At 38.9% G+C, this 17158-nt stretch carries 14 protein-coding genes; 10 read left to right on the top strand and 4 right to left on the bottom strand.

Annotation, left to right across the window (positions count from 1 at the left end; translation table 11 throughout):
* The first annotated feature begins 57 nt into the window (after positions 1 to 57).
* The 3 genes from ACKTS5_RS04460 to ACKTS5_RS04450 are packed head-to-tail and all read left to right on the top strand — an operon-like array spanning position 58 to position 2964.
* On the top strand, positions 58 to 1617 hold the full coding sequence (locus ACKTS5_RS04460) for a sensor histidine kinase (RefSeq protein WP_408042642.1): 1560 nt from the start codon (positions 58 to 60) through the stop codon (positions 1615 to 1617).
* A complete protein-coding gene (locus ACKTS5_RS04455; protein ID WP_408042641.1) occupies positions 1614 to 2294 on the top strand; it encodes a response regulator transcription factor in 681 nt (226 codons plus the stop codon). Before ACKTS5_RS04460 ends, ACKTS5_RS04455 begins: the two co-directional genes overlap by 4 nt.
* Before the next feature lie 55 nt (positions 2295 to 2349).
* Positions 2350 to 2964 (top strand): deoxynucleoside kinase, encoded by a 615-nt coding sequence (locus ACKTS5_RS04450; RefSeq protein WP_408042640.1) that lies wholly within the window; start codon positions 2350 to 2352, stop codon positions 2962 to 2964.
* Here ACKTS5_RS04450 and ACKTS5_RS04445 read toward each other — a convergent pair.
* Positions 2956 to 3690 (bottom strand): TrmH family RNA methyltransferase, encoded by a 735-nt coding sequence (locus ACKTS5_RS04445; RefSeq protein WP_408042639.1) that lies wholly within the window; start codon positions 3688 to 3690, stop codon positions 2956 to 2958. The two genes, ACKTS5_RS04450 and ACKTS5_RS04445, sit on opposite strands and share 9 nt — an antisense overlap.
* Positions 3691 to 3762: 72 nt before the next feature.
* Here ACKTS5_RS04445 and tamL point away from each other — a divergent pair, with 72 nt between their 5' ends.
* The 6 genes from tamL (at position 3763) to folK (ending at position 12649) form a co-directional block, all read left to right on the top strand.
* On the top strand, positions 3763 to 6237 hold the full coding sequence (gene tamL, locus ACKTS5_RS04440; protein WP_408042638.1) for a translocation and assembly module lipoprotein TamL: 2475 nt from the start codon (positions 3763 to 3765) through the stop codon (positions 6235 to 6237).
* Positions 6238 to 6326: 89 nt separating this feature from the next.
* Positions 6327 to 7385 (top strand): class II fructose-bisphosphate aldolase, encoded by a 1059-nt coding sequence (gene fbaA / locus ACKTS5_RS04435; RefSeq protein ID WP_408042637.1) that lies wholly within the window; start codon positions 6327 to 6329, stop codon positions 7383 to 7385.
* Positions 7386 to 7459: 74 nt separating this feature from the next.
* Positions 7460 to 8317: an acetyl-CoA carboxylase, carboxyltransferase subunit beta gene (gene accD / locus ACKTS5_RS04430; RefSeq protein WP_408042636.1), complete on the top strand. Its 858-nt coding sequence runs from the start codon at positions 7460 to 7462 to the stop codon at positions 8315 to 8317.
* 336 nt (positions 8318 to 8653) lie between these two features.
* Entirely contained in the window at positions 8654 to 8923 is a 270-nt protein-coding gene (gene rpsO, locus ACKTS5_RS04425; RefSeq protein ID WP_408042635.1) for a 30S ribosomal protein S15, read from the top strand.
* Positions 8924 to 9111: 188 nt separating this feature from the next.
* Positions 9112 to 11295, top strand: a complete 2184-nt coding sequence (locus ACKTS5_RS04420; protein WP_408042634.1) for a polyribonucleotide nucleotidyltransferase — start codon at positions 9112 to 9114, stop codon at positions 11293 to 11295.
* A gap of 223 nt (positions 11296 to 11518) precedes the next feature.
* Positions 11519 to 12649 (top strand): 2-amino-4-hydroxy-6-hydroxymethyldihydropteridine diphosphokinase, encoded by a 1131-nt coding sequence (folK, locus tag ACKTS5_RS04415; protein WP_408042633.1) that lies wholly within the window; start codon positions 11519 to 11521, stop codon positions 12647 to 12649.
* A gap of 26 nt (positions 12650 to 12675) precedes the next feature.
* Here folK and gldC read toward each other — a convergent pair whose 3' ends face one another.
* Entirely contained in the window at positions 12676 to 13014 is a 339-nt protein-coding gene (gldC, locus tag ACKTS5_RS04410; RefSeq protein WP_408042632.1) for a gliding motility protein GldC, read from the bottom strand.
* The gene (gene gldB, locus ACKTS5_RS04405) at positions 13014 to 13970 is read right to left on the bottom strand and encodes a gliding motility lipoprotein GldB (RefSeq protein WP_408042631.1); all 957 of its coding nucleotides are present in this window, start codon (positions 13968 to 13970) and stop codon (positions 13014 to 13016) included. The genes gldC and gldB overlap by 1 nt, the downstream gene beginning before the upstream one ends.
* A gap of 95 nt (positions 13971 to 14065) precedes the next feature.
* Here gldB and nadE point away from each other — a divergent pair, with 95 nt between their 5' ends.
* The gene (nadE, locus tag ACKTS5_RS04400; protein WP_408042630.1) at positions 14066 to 14854 is read left to right on the top strand and encodes an NAD(+) synthase; all 789 of its coding nucleotides are present in this window, start codon (positions 14066 to 14068) and stop codon (positions 14852 to 14854) included.
* 229 nt (positions 14855 to 15083) lie between these two features.
* Here the strand turns inward: nadE and dnaG are convergent, their stop codons facing one another.
* A complete protein-coding gene (dnaG, locus tag ACKTS5_RS04395; RefSeq protein ID WP_408042629.1) occupies positions 15084 to 17102 on the bottom strand; it encodes a DNA primase in 2019 nt (672 codons plus the stop codon).
* Positions 17103 to 17158: the final 56 nt, after the last annotated feature.

Raw genomic sequence — 17158 nt, 5'->3', positions numbered from 1 at the left:
GTGTTAACGAGTGTTAACCGATTCTTTTTCTTTCCAATAAGCTAGTATCTTTGTACTATGAAACGCAGCCGCTTTAACTGGATATTGTACTTTATAAGTGCCACGATACTCGTCACTATCGGGGTACAACTGTATTGGAATTTCAAGAATTACCAACAAAACAAACAATACGTTGTCACGGAAATTCAAGAGAGCTTAAACAAATCGATAGAGGAGTATTTTGCCAGTTTAACCAAAGAGAACTTCTTTGCCATAGTCGAACCCAAATCAAGAGTTTCCAGTGATAAACGACAAACCGTGTTTGACAGTATCATGGCTACCATAAAAGACGACATCATTCCCAAAAAACTGGGTAACAAAAAGAAAAAATTCGAAGTTTCCGCGATAGAATTTGGAGCCAGTTCTGACGATGACTTTCAAAAAATGGACAGCGTTTTTTTCGACTCCATAGTCAAGGAAGCACGTACCCTCAGTAAAAAATTACCTGTTCATACCGATTTAGAGCACCACTTGGAAATCGCTCCTGAAAAGGTTTCGGAAATCCGTGTATATTCGGGTCAAAAATCTGTCGACAGTTTAAAATTTATCAAAGGACTACAAACAGTTTACATTTCTATTAAAAATGAAACTATCAATCACCAAAAGCTCGATAGCTTACTCCAAAATGAATTGCGCAAAAAAGGAATCGCCAGTGACTATTACCTAGAACACCACAAAGGTGAAAAACAAATTTATATCGGTGCTAAAGACAGTACCAAAGTCTATCCGATTCAAACGACGGCAAGGTCTACCTATTTAAAACCTGACGAAACCATCGCTCTCTTTGCTGTTAACCCCACAAAAGAAGCTTTAAAAAGGAGTTCGACAGGCATCTTACTCTCCTTGGCTTTTTCCTTAGCCATTATCGCCAGCCTGTTTTACCTCCTCAGGGTTATCAATCAACAAAAAGAACTCGCTGAAATTAAAAATGACCTGATCAGCAATATTACCCACGAATTTAAAACGCCAATCACCACAGTATCCACAGCTATTGAAGCTATCGATCAGTTCAACATCATTGACGATAAGGAAAAAACGAAAAAGTTTTTGGCACTCTCAGCTGTTCAATTGAAAAAGCTACATCAAATGGTCGAAAAGTTACTAGAAACAGCTACGCTCGACAGCGAAAAATTACTCTTAAAAAAGGAACCTACAGACTTGGTAGAGCTGGCAGAAAAAACCGTTCAAAAACACGTATTAATCAGCCGTGAAAAATCGATTAAATTCACCACAAACAGCGATACCTACCAGACAAATTTAGATGCCTTTCACTTTGAAAACGCCTTGTCAAACCTCATTGACAATGCCGTAAAGTACGGGGGAAATCAAATAGAAGTGCACTTACACCAAGTTTTATCACAGGTCGAAATCTCTGTGGTAGACAACGGTTCAGGAATCGACAAACACCAGCAAGAACGAATTTTTGACAAATTTTATCGTGTTCCCAAAGGAAATACTCACGACGTAAAAGGCTTTGGTATCGGTCTGTATTACACCAAAAAAATCGTAGAGAAACACGGCGGTACCCTGAGCTTGACCTCCAACCCGCAACAAACCACCTTTAAAATAAACTTATGAGTTCAAAAATAACCCTCTTACTCGCCGAAGATGAACCCAGCTTAGGGCACATAGTGAAAGAAAGTTTAGAAACGAGAGACTTTGAAGTATTTCACGCTGTGGACGGAGAAGAAGCTTGGCAATTGTATACTGAAAAGCAACCCGAAGTACTGGTACTGGACGTTATGATGCCGAAAAAAGACGGTTTTACACTCGCACGAGAAATTCGCGCCCATGACGCACAAATCCCCATCATATTTTTGACTGCCAAATCGCAAACAAAAGATGTCTTGGAAGGCTTTCAGCACGGAGGTAATGACTACCTCAAAAAACCGTTTTCTATGGAAGAGTTAATTGTTAGAATTCACGCCTTGCTCGATCGTGTAAAAATAAAAAATGATCACAGCAATATTGCCATAGGAGCTTTTGCTTTTGACTATCCTAAGCAAACATTAGAAATTGATGGAACCTCTATTTTACTCACGCATCGAGAAGCGGCCTTACTATTCCATTTGAGCCAGAAAAAAAATGAGATCCTCGACCGTTCCTTTATCTTACAAAAACTTTGGGGTAACGACGACTTCTTCAATGCCCGTAGTATGGATGTATTTATCTCAAAGCTGCGCAAAAAATTACAAGTCGATCCTGATATCCAAATTTTAAACATTCGAGGTTACGGGTATAAATTGATTTGTTAAACTGCTTTCTTAATTTATTTTTTTATGTAATTTTACGCCCTGAAATTCACAAATTATGCACGTAGCTATTGCCGGAAATATAGGAGCGGGAAAAACCACTTTAACAAAATTATTAGCCAAACACTATCAATGGGAGCCTCACTTTGAAGCTGTCGATGAAAATCCGTATCTCGATGATTTTTACGGTGAAATGGAACGTTGGTCATTTAATTTACAGGTATACTTCCTCAATAGCAGATTTCGTCAGATTTTAGAATTACGCCAATCGGGTAAAAAAATTATCCAAGACCGTACTATTTATGAAGATGCGCATATTTTTGCGCCCAACTTACACGCCATGGGCTTGATGACCAACAGAGACTTTAGCAACTATTCCTCGTTGTTTGAACTCATGGAAAACTTAGTAACCCCACCTGATTTACTCATCTATTTGCGTGCGGATATCTCTACCTTGGTAGGGCAAATCCACAAAAGAGGCAGAGAGTACGAAAACTCTATTAGCATTGACTACTTGAGTCGCTTAAACGAACGATACGAAGCGTGGATTAGTGGTTACAACAAAGGAAAATTACTCATCATTGAAGTAGATGAGTTAGATTTTGTTGAAAACCAAGAAGACTTAGGATACATCATCGATAAAATCGATGCTCAGATTAACGGGTTATTTTAACCCTCTTCTAAATTCACTTAATAAAATAGCCGTGGCGGTAGCTACATTTAAACTTTCTGTTTTTTGTAGACTACCAAAACGCGGTATACTCAAAACGCGGTCAACACAGGTTCGCACCGCATCCGATACCCCGTTGGCTTCATTCCCCATCACCAAAACACCGTTTGTAGGCAATTCAGCAGTATACACGTTTGTTCCGTCCATATCTGCAATATAAACCGGCTGTGCCGTACTTTCTAAAAACGAAACTAAGTCGGTATATTGAATGTTTACCCGCGTTATAGAACCCATCGTAGCCTGAATCACTTTTGAATTATAACAGTCTACGGTATTCTTAGAGCAGAGCAACTGCCCCACACCAAACCAATCGCAAAGACGAATAATGGTTCCTAAATTCCCCGGATCGTTGATGCCGTCCAACACTACGGTCAAATCGTTTGACACTGAGGTAGGCGCTTCCGGAATTTCAAACAATGCCAATACTTTGTTTGGCGACTTTAAACTGCTTACTTTTTTTAAATCCGCTTCGCTAATCAAGCTTACTGCAATGTTTGAGGCCCATTCTAAATCTGCATCAGTAGTGTACAATGCTCGGCAATTTAAACTAGAATTCAAGAGTTCTTGAACTACTTTAATTCCTTCTGCTACAAACAAATTGTGCTTTTGCCTATACTTTTTTTGCTGTAAACTAGTTATTAGTTTGGTATTGTTTTTGGATAAACTCATTAAATAATTTTTAACAACCTAAACCACCAAAAAAGTAGTATTTTTGGTACTTAAATTCGCGCCGCAAAGTTAATGAAAAAACTTTCTACTTATTGTATCTTATTCCTTGTACTAAGTTCGTGTAACACGATTAAATACGTTAAGAAAAACGAGCTTTTACTTACCAAAAACACAGTAATTGTAGACAGTGTTAAGACCTCTGATTTGGAAATCAACGAATTGCTCCTGCAGCGTCCGAATGCCAAAACTTTTGGTTTACCGCTCTCCTTGCATTTTTACAACATCGGTAATCCAGAAGGACCACAAACTCCCAGTGCTTGGGGTAAAAAGCACCCGAGAACCTATAATTTTTTTAAAGGCCTTTTTTCAGAGAAGCAGAGTATTTCTGTGGCCAAGTCGGCAATTAGTTTTAACAATTGGTTTTTAAAAAGTGGCCAAGCACCGGTAATTATTCAGGATAAAAAAACGAGAGCAACGCTCTTAAACCTGAAAACTTACTTTCAAAACGAAGGGTATTTTAAGGCCAAACTGCGTGCAGAAAAAGACTCAATAGGAACTCGAAGAGGTAAAATCACCTATTACATTCAAAAGGGAGCACCGCTAATGCTCGATACCATCACCCGAGAAATTAAATCGCCCGTTCTCGATTCTATATACAAAACCACCAAACTTGCGAGTTTTCTAAAAGCAAACGATCAATACAAAGATCAAAACTTTATTGACGAGGCCAACAGGCTGACAAAATTATTTAGGAACAACGGTATTTATCACTTTGACAAAAATAACAGTATCGATTTCTACATCGCTGATACGGCTGCCGCCAAAACCAATGTCGAACTCGTTATTTCTGATCGCATCGTAGAACAGAACGGTGATTATGTTGCGCAGCCATACAAGGTACAAACAATCAAAGACATTCACGTGGTTACGGATTATTCGTACAGCATGAAAGACGAGGGGTTTAAAGACTCTACAAACTATCAAGGTATTCATTTTTGGGCGCATAAAAAACTCAAATACAATCCTAAATACTTAGCGCAATCGCTGTTTATGAAACCGAATTCAATATACAGTGACACCTTGCGTAAGCTTACGCGAACGCATTTGCGCGGGCTTAAAAACTTTAAATCGACCTCCATACGTTTCCGAGAGCTCAACGACCATGAACTAGAGGCCACGATACTGCTCTCACCCATTGAAAAATACACGCTTGGTTTTGACACAGAACTCTCGCGTTCCAACATCCGAAACTTCGATATTTCTGGAAAGTTCTCATTGATTAACCGAAACACCTTTAAAGGGGCCGAAATCTTCAAATTTTCCGTTTTAGGATCGTACTTTAATTCCAACAACGGTCCAGGTTGGGAACTCGGAGGTGATATTTCTTTGGAAATCCCAAGGTTTATGGCACCTTTTGGACTGCATAAATTTGTTCCGAAACGCATGTTTCCGAGAACGAAATTTTACGGAGGTATCAATATTCAGAAAAACATAGGTCTCGACAAGCAAAATATTTCGGTGGGAATCGACTACAAATGGCAATTTGACAAGCGCAAAACCATACAGCTCGAATTGTTAAATGCTCAATATATTCGAAACTTAAACACCGAAAACTACTTTTTAATTTACCGTTCCGAATACGACAAACTCAACGCAGCAGCCATAAAGCAATCTGGAAATGGACTTCCTGCCAATCAAATTTCGGAATTCAACAATATTAAAAATCGCATAGAGGCCATGCTCGATGACGGTGCCTTTGGAGCCGCTTACCCACAAGCCTACTTACAAACTTTTAATAGTTTTAACCGTTTTCAAATTATTACCTCGGATTTCTTAATCCCTGAAATTGCCTATAGTTTTACCTTTAACAACCAACAAGGAATCAAAGATCAAAGCTTTTCATTCTTCAAAATTCGCGTTGCCAACTCTGGAAACGTCATGGGCTTACTGAGCAATCAGGTTGACGATTTTAAGCAACCTACCGTATTTAAAATACCGGTAGCTCAGTACTTCAAAACCGATATTGAATACAAAAAATACTGGCGTTTAAGCGAAAACTCACTGTTAGCTCACCGAACGTTTCTAGGTGCCATTTTCACCTACAACAACTCTGGTATTCCCTTTAACAGAAGTTATTTTGCTGGAGGTAGTAACGACATTCGCGCTTGGAGAACCTACGACCTAGGTCCTGGTACACGTCCACCGGTATTGGAATACAATATTGGAAGTTTAAAATTCTTGACGAGTTTTGAATACCGATTCGATGTTTTAGGAGCGCTCAAAGGGGCTTTGTTCGTCGATGCCGGAAACATTTGGGACCTCGGAAAAATTCAGGAAGAAGATGCGCGATTTAAAGGGTTTAGCTCTGTAAAAGACCTCGCTGTTGGCGGTGGTTTTGGAATGCGTTACGACTTCAAATTTTTGGTCGCTCGTTTAGATTTAGGATTCAAAATGCACGAACCGTATTTACCGTCCAACCAACGCTGGTTTAGCAACTTCGGTTTTTCAAAGTCAGTGCTCAACATCGGAATCAACTACCCATTCTAATAAAACGTTGTAGTAAAAAAATCATCATCCTTGGTTAAAAAAGTGTAGATTTGCTTTTGAATAACAATCATAACTAAAATAATATACTGATGATTAAAGCTGGAGTTGCCACTGGTAGAGAAGTACAAGAAATTTTTAAACTTGCAAAAGAGAAAAGTTTTGCACTACCTGCTGTAAACGTAGTAGGCTCAAACACTATTAATACGGTACTAGAAACTGCTAAAGAGCTCAATTCACCTGTTATCATTCAATTCTCAAACGGAGGAGCTCAGTTCAACGCTGGAAAAGGCTTGTCAAACGAAGATCAAAAAGCGGCGATTGCTGGTGCTGTTGCTGGAGCGAAGCACATTCACTTAATGGCGGAAGCCTATGGTATTCCAGTAATTTTACACACCGACCACGCTGCAAAAAAATTACTTCCTTGGATTGACGGTTTATTAGATGCAAGTGAACAACACTTTAAAGAAACAGGAAAGCCCTTATACAGCTCTCACATGATTGATTTAAGTGAGGAGCCATTAGAAGAAAACATCGCGATTTGTAAAGAATACTTAGCGCGTATGAGTAAAATGGGAATGACCTTAGAAATAGAATTAGGAATTACTGGAGGAGAAGAAGACGGAGTAGACAATACGGATGTTGACAGCTCTAAATTATACACACAACCTGAAGAGGTAGCCTTTGCTTACGAAGAGTTAATGCAAGTGAGTGATCAGTTCACTATTGCGGCTGCTTTTGGAAACGTTCACGGGGTATACAAGCCAGGGAATGTAAAATTAACACCAAAAATCTTAAAAAATTCTCAAGAATTTATCACCGAGAAATACCAAGTTGCTGAAAACACTATCGACTTCGTATTCCACGGAGGATCAGGGTCTACCCTTGAAGAAATTCGCGAAGCTATCGGTTACGGTGTTATCAAAATGAACATCGATACGGACCTTCAATATGCATTTACTGAAGGAGTACGTGATTATATGAAAGAAAAATCTGCATATTTGCAATCACAAATTGGTAACCCAGAAGGAGACGATGTTCCTAACAAGAAATATTACGACCCTCGTAAATGGTTACGTGAAGGAGAGCAAACTTTTAAAGCGAGATTAAAGCAAGCTTTTGAAGATTTAAATAACGTAAATACGTTATAAAAGATTTTTGTATCTTGACCAGCTAAAAGAGAAAGAAAACCAAATACTATAACAAATAACTAAAGAGCATTATTATGGCTTGGTTTAAACGTAAAGACAAAGGAATTCACACCCCAACTGAGGAGAAGAAAGACACGCCCAAAGGCTTGTGGTACAAAACCCCAAGTGGGAAGATAATTGACACAGACGAATTAAAGAAGAACTTATACGTAAGTCCTGAAGATGGCTACCACGTACGTATTGGAAGTAACGAGTACTTTGAACTGTTCTTTGACAATAATGAATTTGAAGAGTTAAATCCGAATTTAACAGCAGAAGATCCATTAAACTTCAAGGATACCAAAAAATACCCTGAGCGCTTAAAAGACGCTCAAAAGAAAACGGGATTAAAAGATGCTGTACGTACAGCTGTTGGTAAATCTCAAGGAAAAGATATCGTTATTGCCTCTATGGATTTTGCCTTTATCGGTGGATCTATGGGAAGCGTTGTTGGTGAAAAAATAGCCCGTGCTATCGATTTCGCCATCGAAAAAGAACTGCCTTTCTTGATGATTTCAAAATCGGGAGGTGCACGTATGATGGAAGCTTCTTTATCACTCATGCAATTGGTAAAGACCTCTGCAAAGCTCGCGCAGTTAGCAGATGCTAAAGTTCCGTACATTTCATTGTGTACTGATCCTACTACAGGAGGAACTACCGCTTCATTTGCCATGTTAGGAGATATTAATATTGCAGAGCCAAACGCCTTGATTGCTTTTGCTGGTCCACGTGTTGTTAAAGACACTACAGGAAAAGAATTACCAGAAGGTTTCCAACGTTCTGAATTTGTATTAGAACACGGATTCTTAGACGCTATTTACGAGCGTAAAGACTTGAAAAAACAAGTAAACCTATACATTGATTTGATTCAAAATCAACCGATAAGAGCCTAAATAAAAAAGCCAGCACTTCGCTGGCTTTCTTTTTCCCCTAAAAAATAAATTCCCCGTTTGTTAAATTAAGGCAATTTGATACTCTAATAACCTTTTATTTACTTTATTATTGTAAGCAGCCCTGCGTTAAAATTTCCTTAATACAACTCCAAAACAAAGATCCCTCGCAAGTAAACGCTAGCAACCCCGCTACGCTATTAACAAATTGTCAATAACTTCTTCGAGAAAAACCTTTGAAATAGGCAGTTTCCAAAGAGAAATAAAAAAAATAATTGTACATTTGCACCTTCAATGAAAAAACATTGAGTACATAAGAATCATTTAAACAATATTGGCATGTATTTGACTAAAGAAGTAAAACAAGAAATTTTCGCAAAACACGGTAAAGGAAACAACGATACCGGTACTGCAGAAGGACAAATCGCTTTGTTCACATTTAGAATCAACCACTTAACGGAGCACTTGAAAAGAAACCGTAAGGATTTCAACACTGAGCGTTCATTAGTAAAGATGGTAGGTAAGCGTAGAAGCTTATTAGATTACTTAAAGAAGAAAGAAATCAACAGATATCGTGCGATTATCAAAGAATTAGGTATTAGAAAATAACCTTACAAAAAGAGGCAGGGCTTACCTGCCTCTTTTTTATTGTTCATTATTCAATAAATTTCAGTACTTTTAACCTAGCTGTTGTTTATTTTCAGCAATTTAAAAAGTATTTATACTTCCATTGAAACAACAACAAACACACAACACAACAACAAAAAACGATTTAAAGAATTTTAGAAAAAACATTTATGATTCCAAAAGTATTTAGCCAAGTTATCGAACTTGGAGATGGAAGAACCATTACATTAGAAACTGGAAAATTAGCAAAACAAGCAGACGGTTCTGTTGTTGTTAGAATGGGAGATACGATGTTATTGGCGACTGTAGTGTCGGCAAGAACCTCTAATCCAGACATTGACTTTTTACCTTTAACAGTAGATTACAGAGAGAAATTTGCTGCCTCAGGACGTTACCCTGGAGGATTTATGAAGCGTGAAGCGCGTCCGAGTAATGAAGAAATCTTAACCATGCGTTTAGTTGACCGTGTATTGCGTCCTTTATTCCCTAAAGATTACCACGCTGAAACACAGGTAATGATCCAATTAATGTCGCATGACGAAAACGTGATGCCAGACGCTTTAGCTGGTTTAGCGGCTTCTACTGCTATTCAATTATCAGACATTCCTTTCGAAGCTCCGATTTCAGAAGTGCGCGTAGCACGTGTAAACGGAGAGTTCATCGTAAACCCAAATTACGAACAACTTAAAGAAGCAGATATCGACCTTATGGTAGGAGCTTCTAAAGATTTCGTTGCCATGGTAGAAGGTGAAATGGAAGAAGTTTCAGAAGAAGAGATGGCAGATGCTATCAAAGTAGCTCACGAAGCTATTAAAGTACAGTGTGAAGCTCAGATAGCCCTAGCAGAAGCTGTTGGTAAAAAAGAAACTAGAGAGTACGAAGGAGAAGCTTCTGACGAAGCACTTGAGGCACAAATTAACGAAGCTGCTTACCAAAAGTGTTACGAAATCGCTAAAAGAGGGACTTCTAAACAAGAACGTGGAGAAGCGTTTTCTTTGGTAAAAGAAGAAATCTTAGCCACCTTTAGCGAAGAAGAATTAGAAGAAAAAGGAGATTTAATCTCCAAATACTTTAGCAGAGCGCACAAAGCTGCGGTTCGCGATTTAACGTTAAACGAAGGATTGCGTTTAGACGGTAGAACAACTACCGATATTCGTCCAATTTGGTGTGAAGTTGATTATTTACCGAGAACTCACGGTTCATCGATCTTTACACGTGGGGAAACACAAGCATTAGCAACGGTTACCTTAGGTACTTCTCGTGATGCTAACATGATTGATTCACCTACAATTCAAGACGAAGAGCGCTTTTACTTACACTATAACTTCCCTCCATTTTCAACGGGTGAGGCACGTCCATTAAGAGGAACGTCTCGTCGTGAAATCGGACACGGAAACTTAGCACAACGCGCGTTGAAAAAGATGATTCCTGAAGATTGTCCTTATACAGTACGTGTTGTATCTGAAGTATTAGAATCAAACGGTTCTTCTTCTATGGCAACTGTGTGTTCAGGAACCATGGCCTTGATGGATGCTGGAGTTCAAATGAAGAAGCCTGTATCAGGAATCGCTATGGGATTAATTTCTGACGGAGATCGCTACGCTGTATTATCAGATATCTTAGGAGATGAAGATCACTTAGGAGATATGGACTTTAAAGTTACAGGTACTGCAGACGGAATCACCGCTTGTCAGATGGACATTAAAATCAAAGGTTTATCATACGAAATCTTAGTAAAAGCACTTAAGCAAGCACGCGAAGGTCGTTTACACATCTTACAAAAATTAGTAGATACGATTGAGCAACCAAACGCAGATGTAAAAGCGCATGCACCTAAGATGGTTACAGTACGTATTCCTGGTGAATACATCGGAGCCGTTATCGGACCTGGTGGAAAACACATCCAAGAATTACAAAAAGAATCTGAAACTACGATTGTTATCAACGAAGACGAAACTACGGAAGAAGGAATCGTTGAAATTTTAGGAACCAACCAAGAAGGAATTGACAAGGTATTAGCTAGAATTCAAGCAATTACATTCAAACCAGAAAGAGGAAGTGTTTACGAAGTAAAAGTCGTTAAGATTTTAGAATTTGGTGCTGTAGTTGAGTATCAAGAGGCTCCAGGTAATGAGGTATTATTACACATTTCTGAATTGGCTTGGGAGCGTACTAACAACGTAGAAGACGTTGTAAAACTCGGTGACCTACTCGACGTTAAATACTTCGGTGTGGATCCGAAAACGAGAAAAGAGAAAGTTTCTAGAAAGGCATTGTTACCAAGACCTCCTAGAGCTGAGAAAAAACCAAGACCGGAAAAAAAGCAGACAGAGAAATCTGAAAGCAAACAATAAAAACTAAAAAAGGCTACCAAAATTGGTAGCCTTTTTAAATTAAGAGATTTTTGTGAATTATAAGATCTAATTCCCCAATTAGAATCTTAGCAAAAAACCTTACTCTATTAAGAAATTCATTAGTAAAACAATTCAAAAAAAGATTACCCTACTTTTATTTTTAAAAATTTTATTTTTTTTATTCGCTAATTGATTTGGTTTTATTTTTCTTTGCACTCTACAAATGAAAATACAACGAATTACATATCTATCCTTAGGGACCAATCAAGGAGATAAGCTCGACAACCTTCAACAGGCTGTCAATAGTATCGCTACTAAAATTGGAGCTGTTTTACAGGTAGCTCCCGTTTACGAAACTCCTTCGTGGGGATTTGAAAGCAGTGCATTTTACAATACCTGTGTAAAAGTTTCTACCAACCTCCCTCCGGAAGCTCTTTTGACCGCTATTTTAGCCATCGAGCAAGAACTGGGAAGGGTTCGTAACAACTCTGGAGAATACAGTGATAGAAGTATCGATATCGATGTATTGCTGTTTGATGATGAGATCATCTTTTCGAAAAATCTCATCGTACCTCACCCCAGAATGTTGGAACGAAAGTTTGCCTTGGCTCCCTTGGCCGACATCGCTCCCAACAAAATGCACCCCATTGCCAAAGCAAAGTTGATAAACTGCCTTCGCGATTGTACCGACACTTCAGAAATTAAACGAATAGACGCCGTAGTACAGCGGCCTATTCCAATTACTGAAAAGTACAATTACATCGCTATCGAAGGGAATATCGGTGCCGGAAAAACCTCGTTGACCAATATGATGGCCGATGAGTTCAATGCTAAAATTGTTTTGGAACGCTTTGCGGACAATCCGTTTTTGCCAAAGTTTTACGAAGACAACGAACGCTATGCCTTTCCGCTTGAAATGAGTTTTTTGGCCGACAGGTATCAACAACTATCAGACGATTTAGCTCAATTTGACCTGTTTAAAAACTTTATAGTTTCAGATTACTACATTTTTAAGTCGTTGATATTTGCCCAAATCACCTTGCAAAAAGAAGAGTACAAACTCTATCGCAAAATGTTTGATTTGATGTACAAAGAGATAACCAAACCAGATTTGTACGTATATCTCTACCAAAATACCAACAGGCTGTTACAAAACATCAAAAAGCGCGGTCGTGAATACGAGCAAAATATTGAAGCTAGCTACTTGCAAAAAATTCACGATGGCTACGTCAATTTCATTAAGACACAGCAACAAGATTTAAACGTCCTCATCATTGATGTGTCGAATTTAGATTTTGTCAACAATGCTAACGACTACGAGTATATTATCAATACGATAAAGAATCACGAATAAAAAAAAGCTGTCCGAAGACAGCTTTTTTATTTTTTTACCAGTTCTAATTTCTCTGCAAAATAATCACAGAAATCACGCATGGTAGCACTCATTTTTTCATCGTTCGTGGCTCTTTCGAAGCTGTTTGCCATCGATACTAAGGTTTGGTGATAAAACTGTTTCATTTCATCTACTGGCATATCCTTCGTCCACAAGTCCATACGCAGGGTATCTTTTTGCTTGTGATCCCAAACAGACAACATGATGGCCTTTGAATATTGATCTGTGATTCCACCGTCTTCAGCACTCCACTGAATTTCTTCTGGAATTCTATTCTCGTCTAAGCCTACTTTAAAAGTAATTTTCGATGTGTGTTCTACGCTCATTATCTTCTCGGTTTGTATTTTGATTTTGCAAAAATTTGCTCTTCGTTTGTTTTTATTAGTTCTTGCAAAGATACGTCATTATTTTCCATAAATGCGTTCACAATCTGCAGCCCTATCCAAGCTCCTATCTGTCCCGGTGAATCGTTGTCATGAGCCATGTAAAACTTAGAAAATGGAGCGAGGTCCAAAAAGCGACGATCCAAACTTTTATCGGTGCTGTACAAGAGATCTTTTCCTACAAAATAACGCCAAACCTCCTCTTCATTTGCCGATGCCCATGCTAATTTTTCAGGACTGTAGCCCAGTAATACCGGTTCAGCCACAAAAGGTAAGTACTGACTCAATACATATAGCTGTTTCCCCCTGTTGACCACCTTCTCTATAAAACGCCTTCCCGTAGTTATGCGAACCTGCTGTTGTACCAGTGCATTGGCAACATCCACCACGATGCGTTCTCTGGTGTTATTGTGGCGAATATACCCCGGATAATCTCCGTAAAACTCGTGTGCCTCACCGAGGTAAGCATCGAGAGAAATCACCAATACTTCACCGTTGTAAATCACTCTGTGCTGATAATCGATATTAGAAATAACAGTAAATACTTCGGGTTCTAAAAAATTGGGGTTGTAGTGTTTTACATACTGAAAAAAGCGAACCAGATCCGCTTCAACATCGTCAAACTTCTTGAATACTTTGTGCGTTTCACGGTACAATTCCAACTCGTCTTTATCCGTTCTCTTTCGTTCCCATACACTATCGTTCTCTGCGGGGAACATTTTCGGATACTTCGCCTTTAATGCTGGGAGCTCCAGTTCTTGATTTCCGTAAAAATCAACTTCAAAACGCTCCACATTCATGGTTACGGGTATTTTAGAAACATCTATCGATGGTTTCTTTTCCTTAAAACAAGCCGTTAGCAGCAGACTAATTGCCACGAATCCTAATATTTTTCGCATGAAACTTAGTATATTTACAGTTGAGATTAGAACGTCGAAATTACTAAAATAGTTTTAGCCTTTAAAACTAGTTAACTTCAAAAAATCAAAATTCAATGAATACAGCTAAAGTTGCCGATCACATTATTCAATGGTTAAAGAGCTATGCTGAAAATGCAAAAGTAAACGGATTTGTCGTTGGAATATCTGGAGGTATTGACAGTGCCTTAACTTCCACACTTTGTGCAGAAACTGGCTTGCCTACCCTCTGTGTTGAACTGCCTATACACCAAGCGGAAAGCCAAGTAAACAGAGCTAATGAGCACATTGCTCAATTGCGCGAACGCTATCCTAACGTGAGCGAAGCAGAAGTAAATTTAACCAGCACCTTTGAAGATTTTAAAACTGTAGTTCCCGCGGTAGCATCGTCACCAAAAGTAGATTTGGCACTCGCCAATACACGTGCCAGACTGCGTATGACCACCTTGTATTACTTTGCCGGACTTCACGGATTACTCGTAGCAGGTACCGGAAACAAAGTAGAAGATTTTGGCGTAGGATTTTTTACCAAATACGGAGACGGAGGTGTTGACCTAAGTCCGATAGCCGATTTAGTAAAATCAGAGGTATACGAGCTCGCAGCTCATTTAAACGTCCCACAATCTATACAAGAGGCACAGCCTACTGATGGATTATTTGGCGACAGCCGAACTGACGAAGACCAAATTGGCGCATCGTATGATGAATTAGAATGGGCAATGGACATGCAGGCACAAGGAAAAACAGCTGACGATTTTGACGGTAGAAAATTGGAAGTGTTCACTATTTACACCCGCTTAAACCGAATCAATCAGCATAAAATGGTTCCGATACCCGTATGCGAAATACCTAAAGAATTAAAGTAAATTAACCGAAATTAACTGTTGTTTAATTCTTTTGTAGGCTCGTTTTTTTTGTCCGTTTGAAATTTTAAAGGGGAGTAAAATAATCAGCCGAATTAGCTCACAAAATTGCAGCAACTTTCTCATTTCTTATTTGATTTCTTGTTCTTTCCGTGCGCTAAATTACAAAAAAAAAACAAACTTATGTTAGGAATACATTAAGCTTATCCCCCTGTTTTTTAGGGGGATATTCCTATATTACTCGATTGAGCCTTTCGAAGAGTAAGCGTTTTAGGTCGGTATAATTCCCTATTTCTTCCAAATCAGGCACCACTTCACCTGATTGCATCTCTGTCATTATCCCTTGTATTTTCTTTTCTATGAGTACGCGTCTCAAATTTAGAATAGCATCTGTAACTAATTTGGGAAGTATTTTTTCTATTTCGGTAACAAATACCTCTTTGCGCTCCCAACTGCTCAAGGTATATTTTTCCTCGTCCATAAGAATGTTGGTCACCAAACTGGCTATTTCCGTATTCTCGTGCATAATTAGCTCATCTACCACAATCTTTTCACGTTGGTTCATTTGACTTACCATTTCGTAATAGGTTAAACGAAACAACTCGTTGGAAAACTCAATTTCATCTTCTTGTAAATTGAGGTATAGCTCATTAGATACAGTATTTTGATATTCTTCTTTTTCCAGTATCGGACGCCCGTGTTTGTCAAAAGCATCTACCCAGTTTTCAAAATCGACCAATTCATTCCCGTACAGCAATAAAATTCTGAGTATCTCCTTTTCCAAGATGCTCACTTGGTCAATTTTTTGTTGTGCTCGGCTCCCTGCTCTTCCTTTAATGAGCTCCATTCCTTTACCTTCGCGCCCCTTACTAGCCAAGCGTTCTTGTACGGAAGGACGCGGACCAGCACTGCCACTATTGGCTCTTCTCGTCCCTGCTCCTTTGTTGAGCAATTGAGCGAGTTCACTCGCTAAAACCTGTTCGGAAATATCCATGATATTCGCACACTCCTGTACGTATACTTCACGTTGAATTCCGTCTGGAATCTTTGAGATACTCGTAACAATATCACGGATCAATCCAGCTTTTTTAACAGGATCGTTCTCCGCCTCCTTCATCAGCAAAGACACCTTAAATTCAATAAAGTCTTGTGCTTTGTCGTTTAGGTATTGCTTGAGTTCAGCACTTGAATTGGCACGCGCAAAACTGTCCGGATCTTCTCCTTCTGGAAATGAGACTACCTTGACATTCATACCCTGTTCCAGAATCAAATCAATCCCTCGCAGTGAAGCCCTGATTCCGGCAGCATCTCCATCAAAAAGTACGGTAATATTCTTAGTCAGTCGATTGATAAGACGTATCTGATCGGGGGTCAAGGCCGTTCCGGACGATGCCACTACGTTTTCTACACCCGCTTGATGAAAAGAAATCACATCTGTATAACCTTCTACCAAGTAACAATTGTCTTGTTTTGCAATTTCCTTTTTGGCCAAATACAGTCCGTACAGAATTTTACTCTTATGATAAATCGGGCTTTCTGGTGAATTTAAATACTTTGCCGCTTTTTTATCATTGGTCAAAATACGTCCTCCGAATCCTAAAATACGTCCAGACATACTGTGAATAGGAAACATTACCCTTCCTTTAAAGCGGTCAAATTTACGCAGTGAAGTCCCTCCCTCTTTAACGATTGTCAATCCGGTTTCTTTGAGGTATTTAAGATCGTATCCCTTTTTTAAAGCGGCATTGGTAAAATTATCCCATTCATCCTTACAGTACCCCAAATCGAACTTCTCAATGGTTTCCTCTCGAAACCCGCGTTCTTTAAAATAAGACAGTCCTATGGCCCTACCGCTCTGGGTATTCATTAAAACATCGTGGAAATAATCTTTAGCAAATTTCGAAACTAAGAACATGCTTTCTCGCTCGTTCATTTGTTCTTTTTGCTCGTCGCTCTGCTGAGTTTCCTCGATTTCTATATTGTATTTTTTGGCTAGCCAACGAATAGCTTCTGGGTAGGTATAATGCTCGTGTTCCATTAAAAAAGACACGGCATTCCCCCCTTTTCCGGTACTAAAGTCTTTCCATATTTGCTTGACCGGTGACACCACAAATGAAGGCGTTTTCTCATCTGTAAAAGGACTTAATCCTTTAAAATTGGATCCTGCCTTTTTCAGCTGTACAAATTCCCCAATAACTTCTTCTACACGAGAAATTTCAAAAACCTTGTCAATTGTATTTTGTGTAATCATAATAATCTAATGCCGTTGCAAAGATACGAGAATTGAATTGTGATAATTTTAAGAAT

This window comes from Tenacibaculum litopenaei (assembly GCF_964514025.1).
GTDB classification, from domain to species: domain Bacteria; phylum Bacteroidota; class Bacteroidia; order Flavobacteriales; family Flavobacteriaceae; genus Polaribacter; species Polaribacter litopenaei.
This window is presented reverse-complemented; position numbering and strand designations above follow the sequence as displayed.

Excerpts from the sequence above, each read along its gene's own strand:
- gldB (WP_408042631.1), bottom strand. The coding sequence starts at position 13,970 with ATGCGAAAAATATTAGGATTCGTGGCAATTAGTCTGCTGCTAACGGCT.
- tamL (WP_408042638.1), top strand. The coding sequence starts at position 3,763 with ATGAAAAAACTTTCTACTTATTGTATCTTATTCCTTGTACTAAGTTCG.
- accD (WP_408042636.1), top strand. The coding sequence starts at position 7,460 with ATGGCTTGGTTTAAACGTAAAGACAAAGGAATTCACACCCCAACTGAG.
- ACKTS5_RS04455 (WP_408042641.1), top strand. The coding sequence starts at position 1,614 with ATGAGTTCAAAAATAACCCTCTTACTCGCCGAAGATGAACCCAGCTTA.
- ACKTS5_RS04445 (WP_408042639.1), bottom strand. The coding sequence starts at position 3,690 with ATGAGTTTATCCAAAAACAATACCAAACTAATAACTAGTTTACAGCAA.
- ACKTS5_RS04460 (WP_408042642.1), top strand. The coding sequence starts at position 58 with ATGAAACGCAGCCGCTTTAACTGGATATTGTACTTTATAAGTGCCACG.
- rpsO (WP_408042635.1), top strand. The coding sequence starts at position 8,654 with ATGTATTTGACTAAAGAAGTAAAACAAGAAATTTTCGCAAAACACGGT.
- gldC (WP_408042632.1), bottom strand. The coding sequence starts at position 13,014 with ATGAGCGTAGAACACACATCGAAAATTACTTTTAAAGTAGGCTTAGAC.
- ACKTS5_RS04420 (WP_408042634.1), top strand. The coding sequence starts at position 9,112 with ATGATTCCAAAAGTATTTAGCCAAGTTATCGAACTTGGAGATGGAAGA.
- dnaG (WP_408042629.1), bottom strand. The coding sequence starts at position 17,102 with ATGATTACACAAAATACAATTGACAAGGTTTTTGAAATTTCTCGTGTA.
- folK (WP_408042633.1), top strand. The coding sequence starts at position 11,519 with ATGAAAATACAACGAATTACATATCTATCCTTAGGGACCAATCAAGGA.
- fbaA (WP_408042637.1), top strand. The coding sequence starts at position 6,327 with ATGATTAAAGCTGGAGTTGCCACTGGTAGAGAAGTACAAGAAATTTTT.
- nadE (WP_408042630.1), top strand. The coding sequence starts at position 14,066 with ATGAATACAGCTAAAGTTGCCGATCACATTATTCAATGGTTAAAGAGC.
- ACKTS5_RS04450 (WP_408042640.1), top strand. The coding sequence starts at position 2,350 with ATGCACGTAGCTATTGCCGGAAATATAGGAGCGGGAAAAACCACTTTA.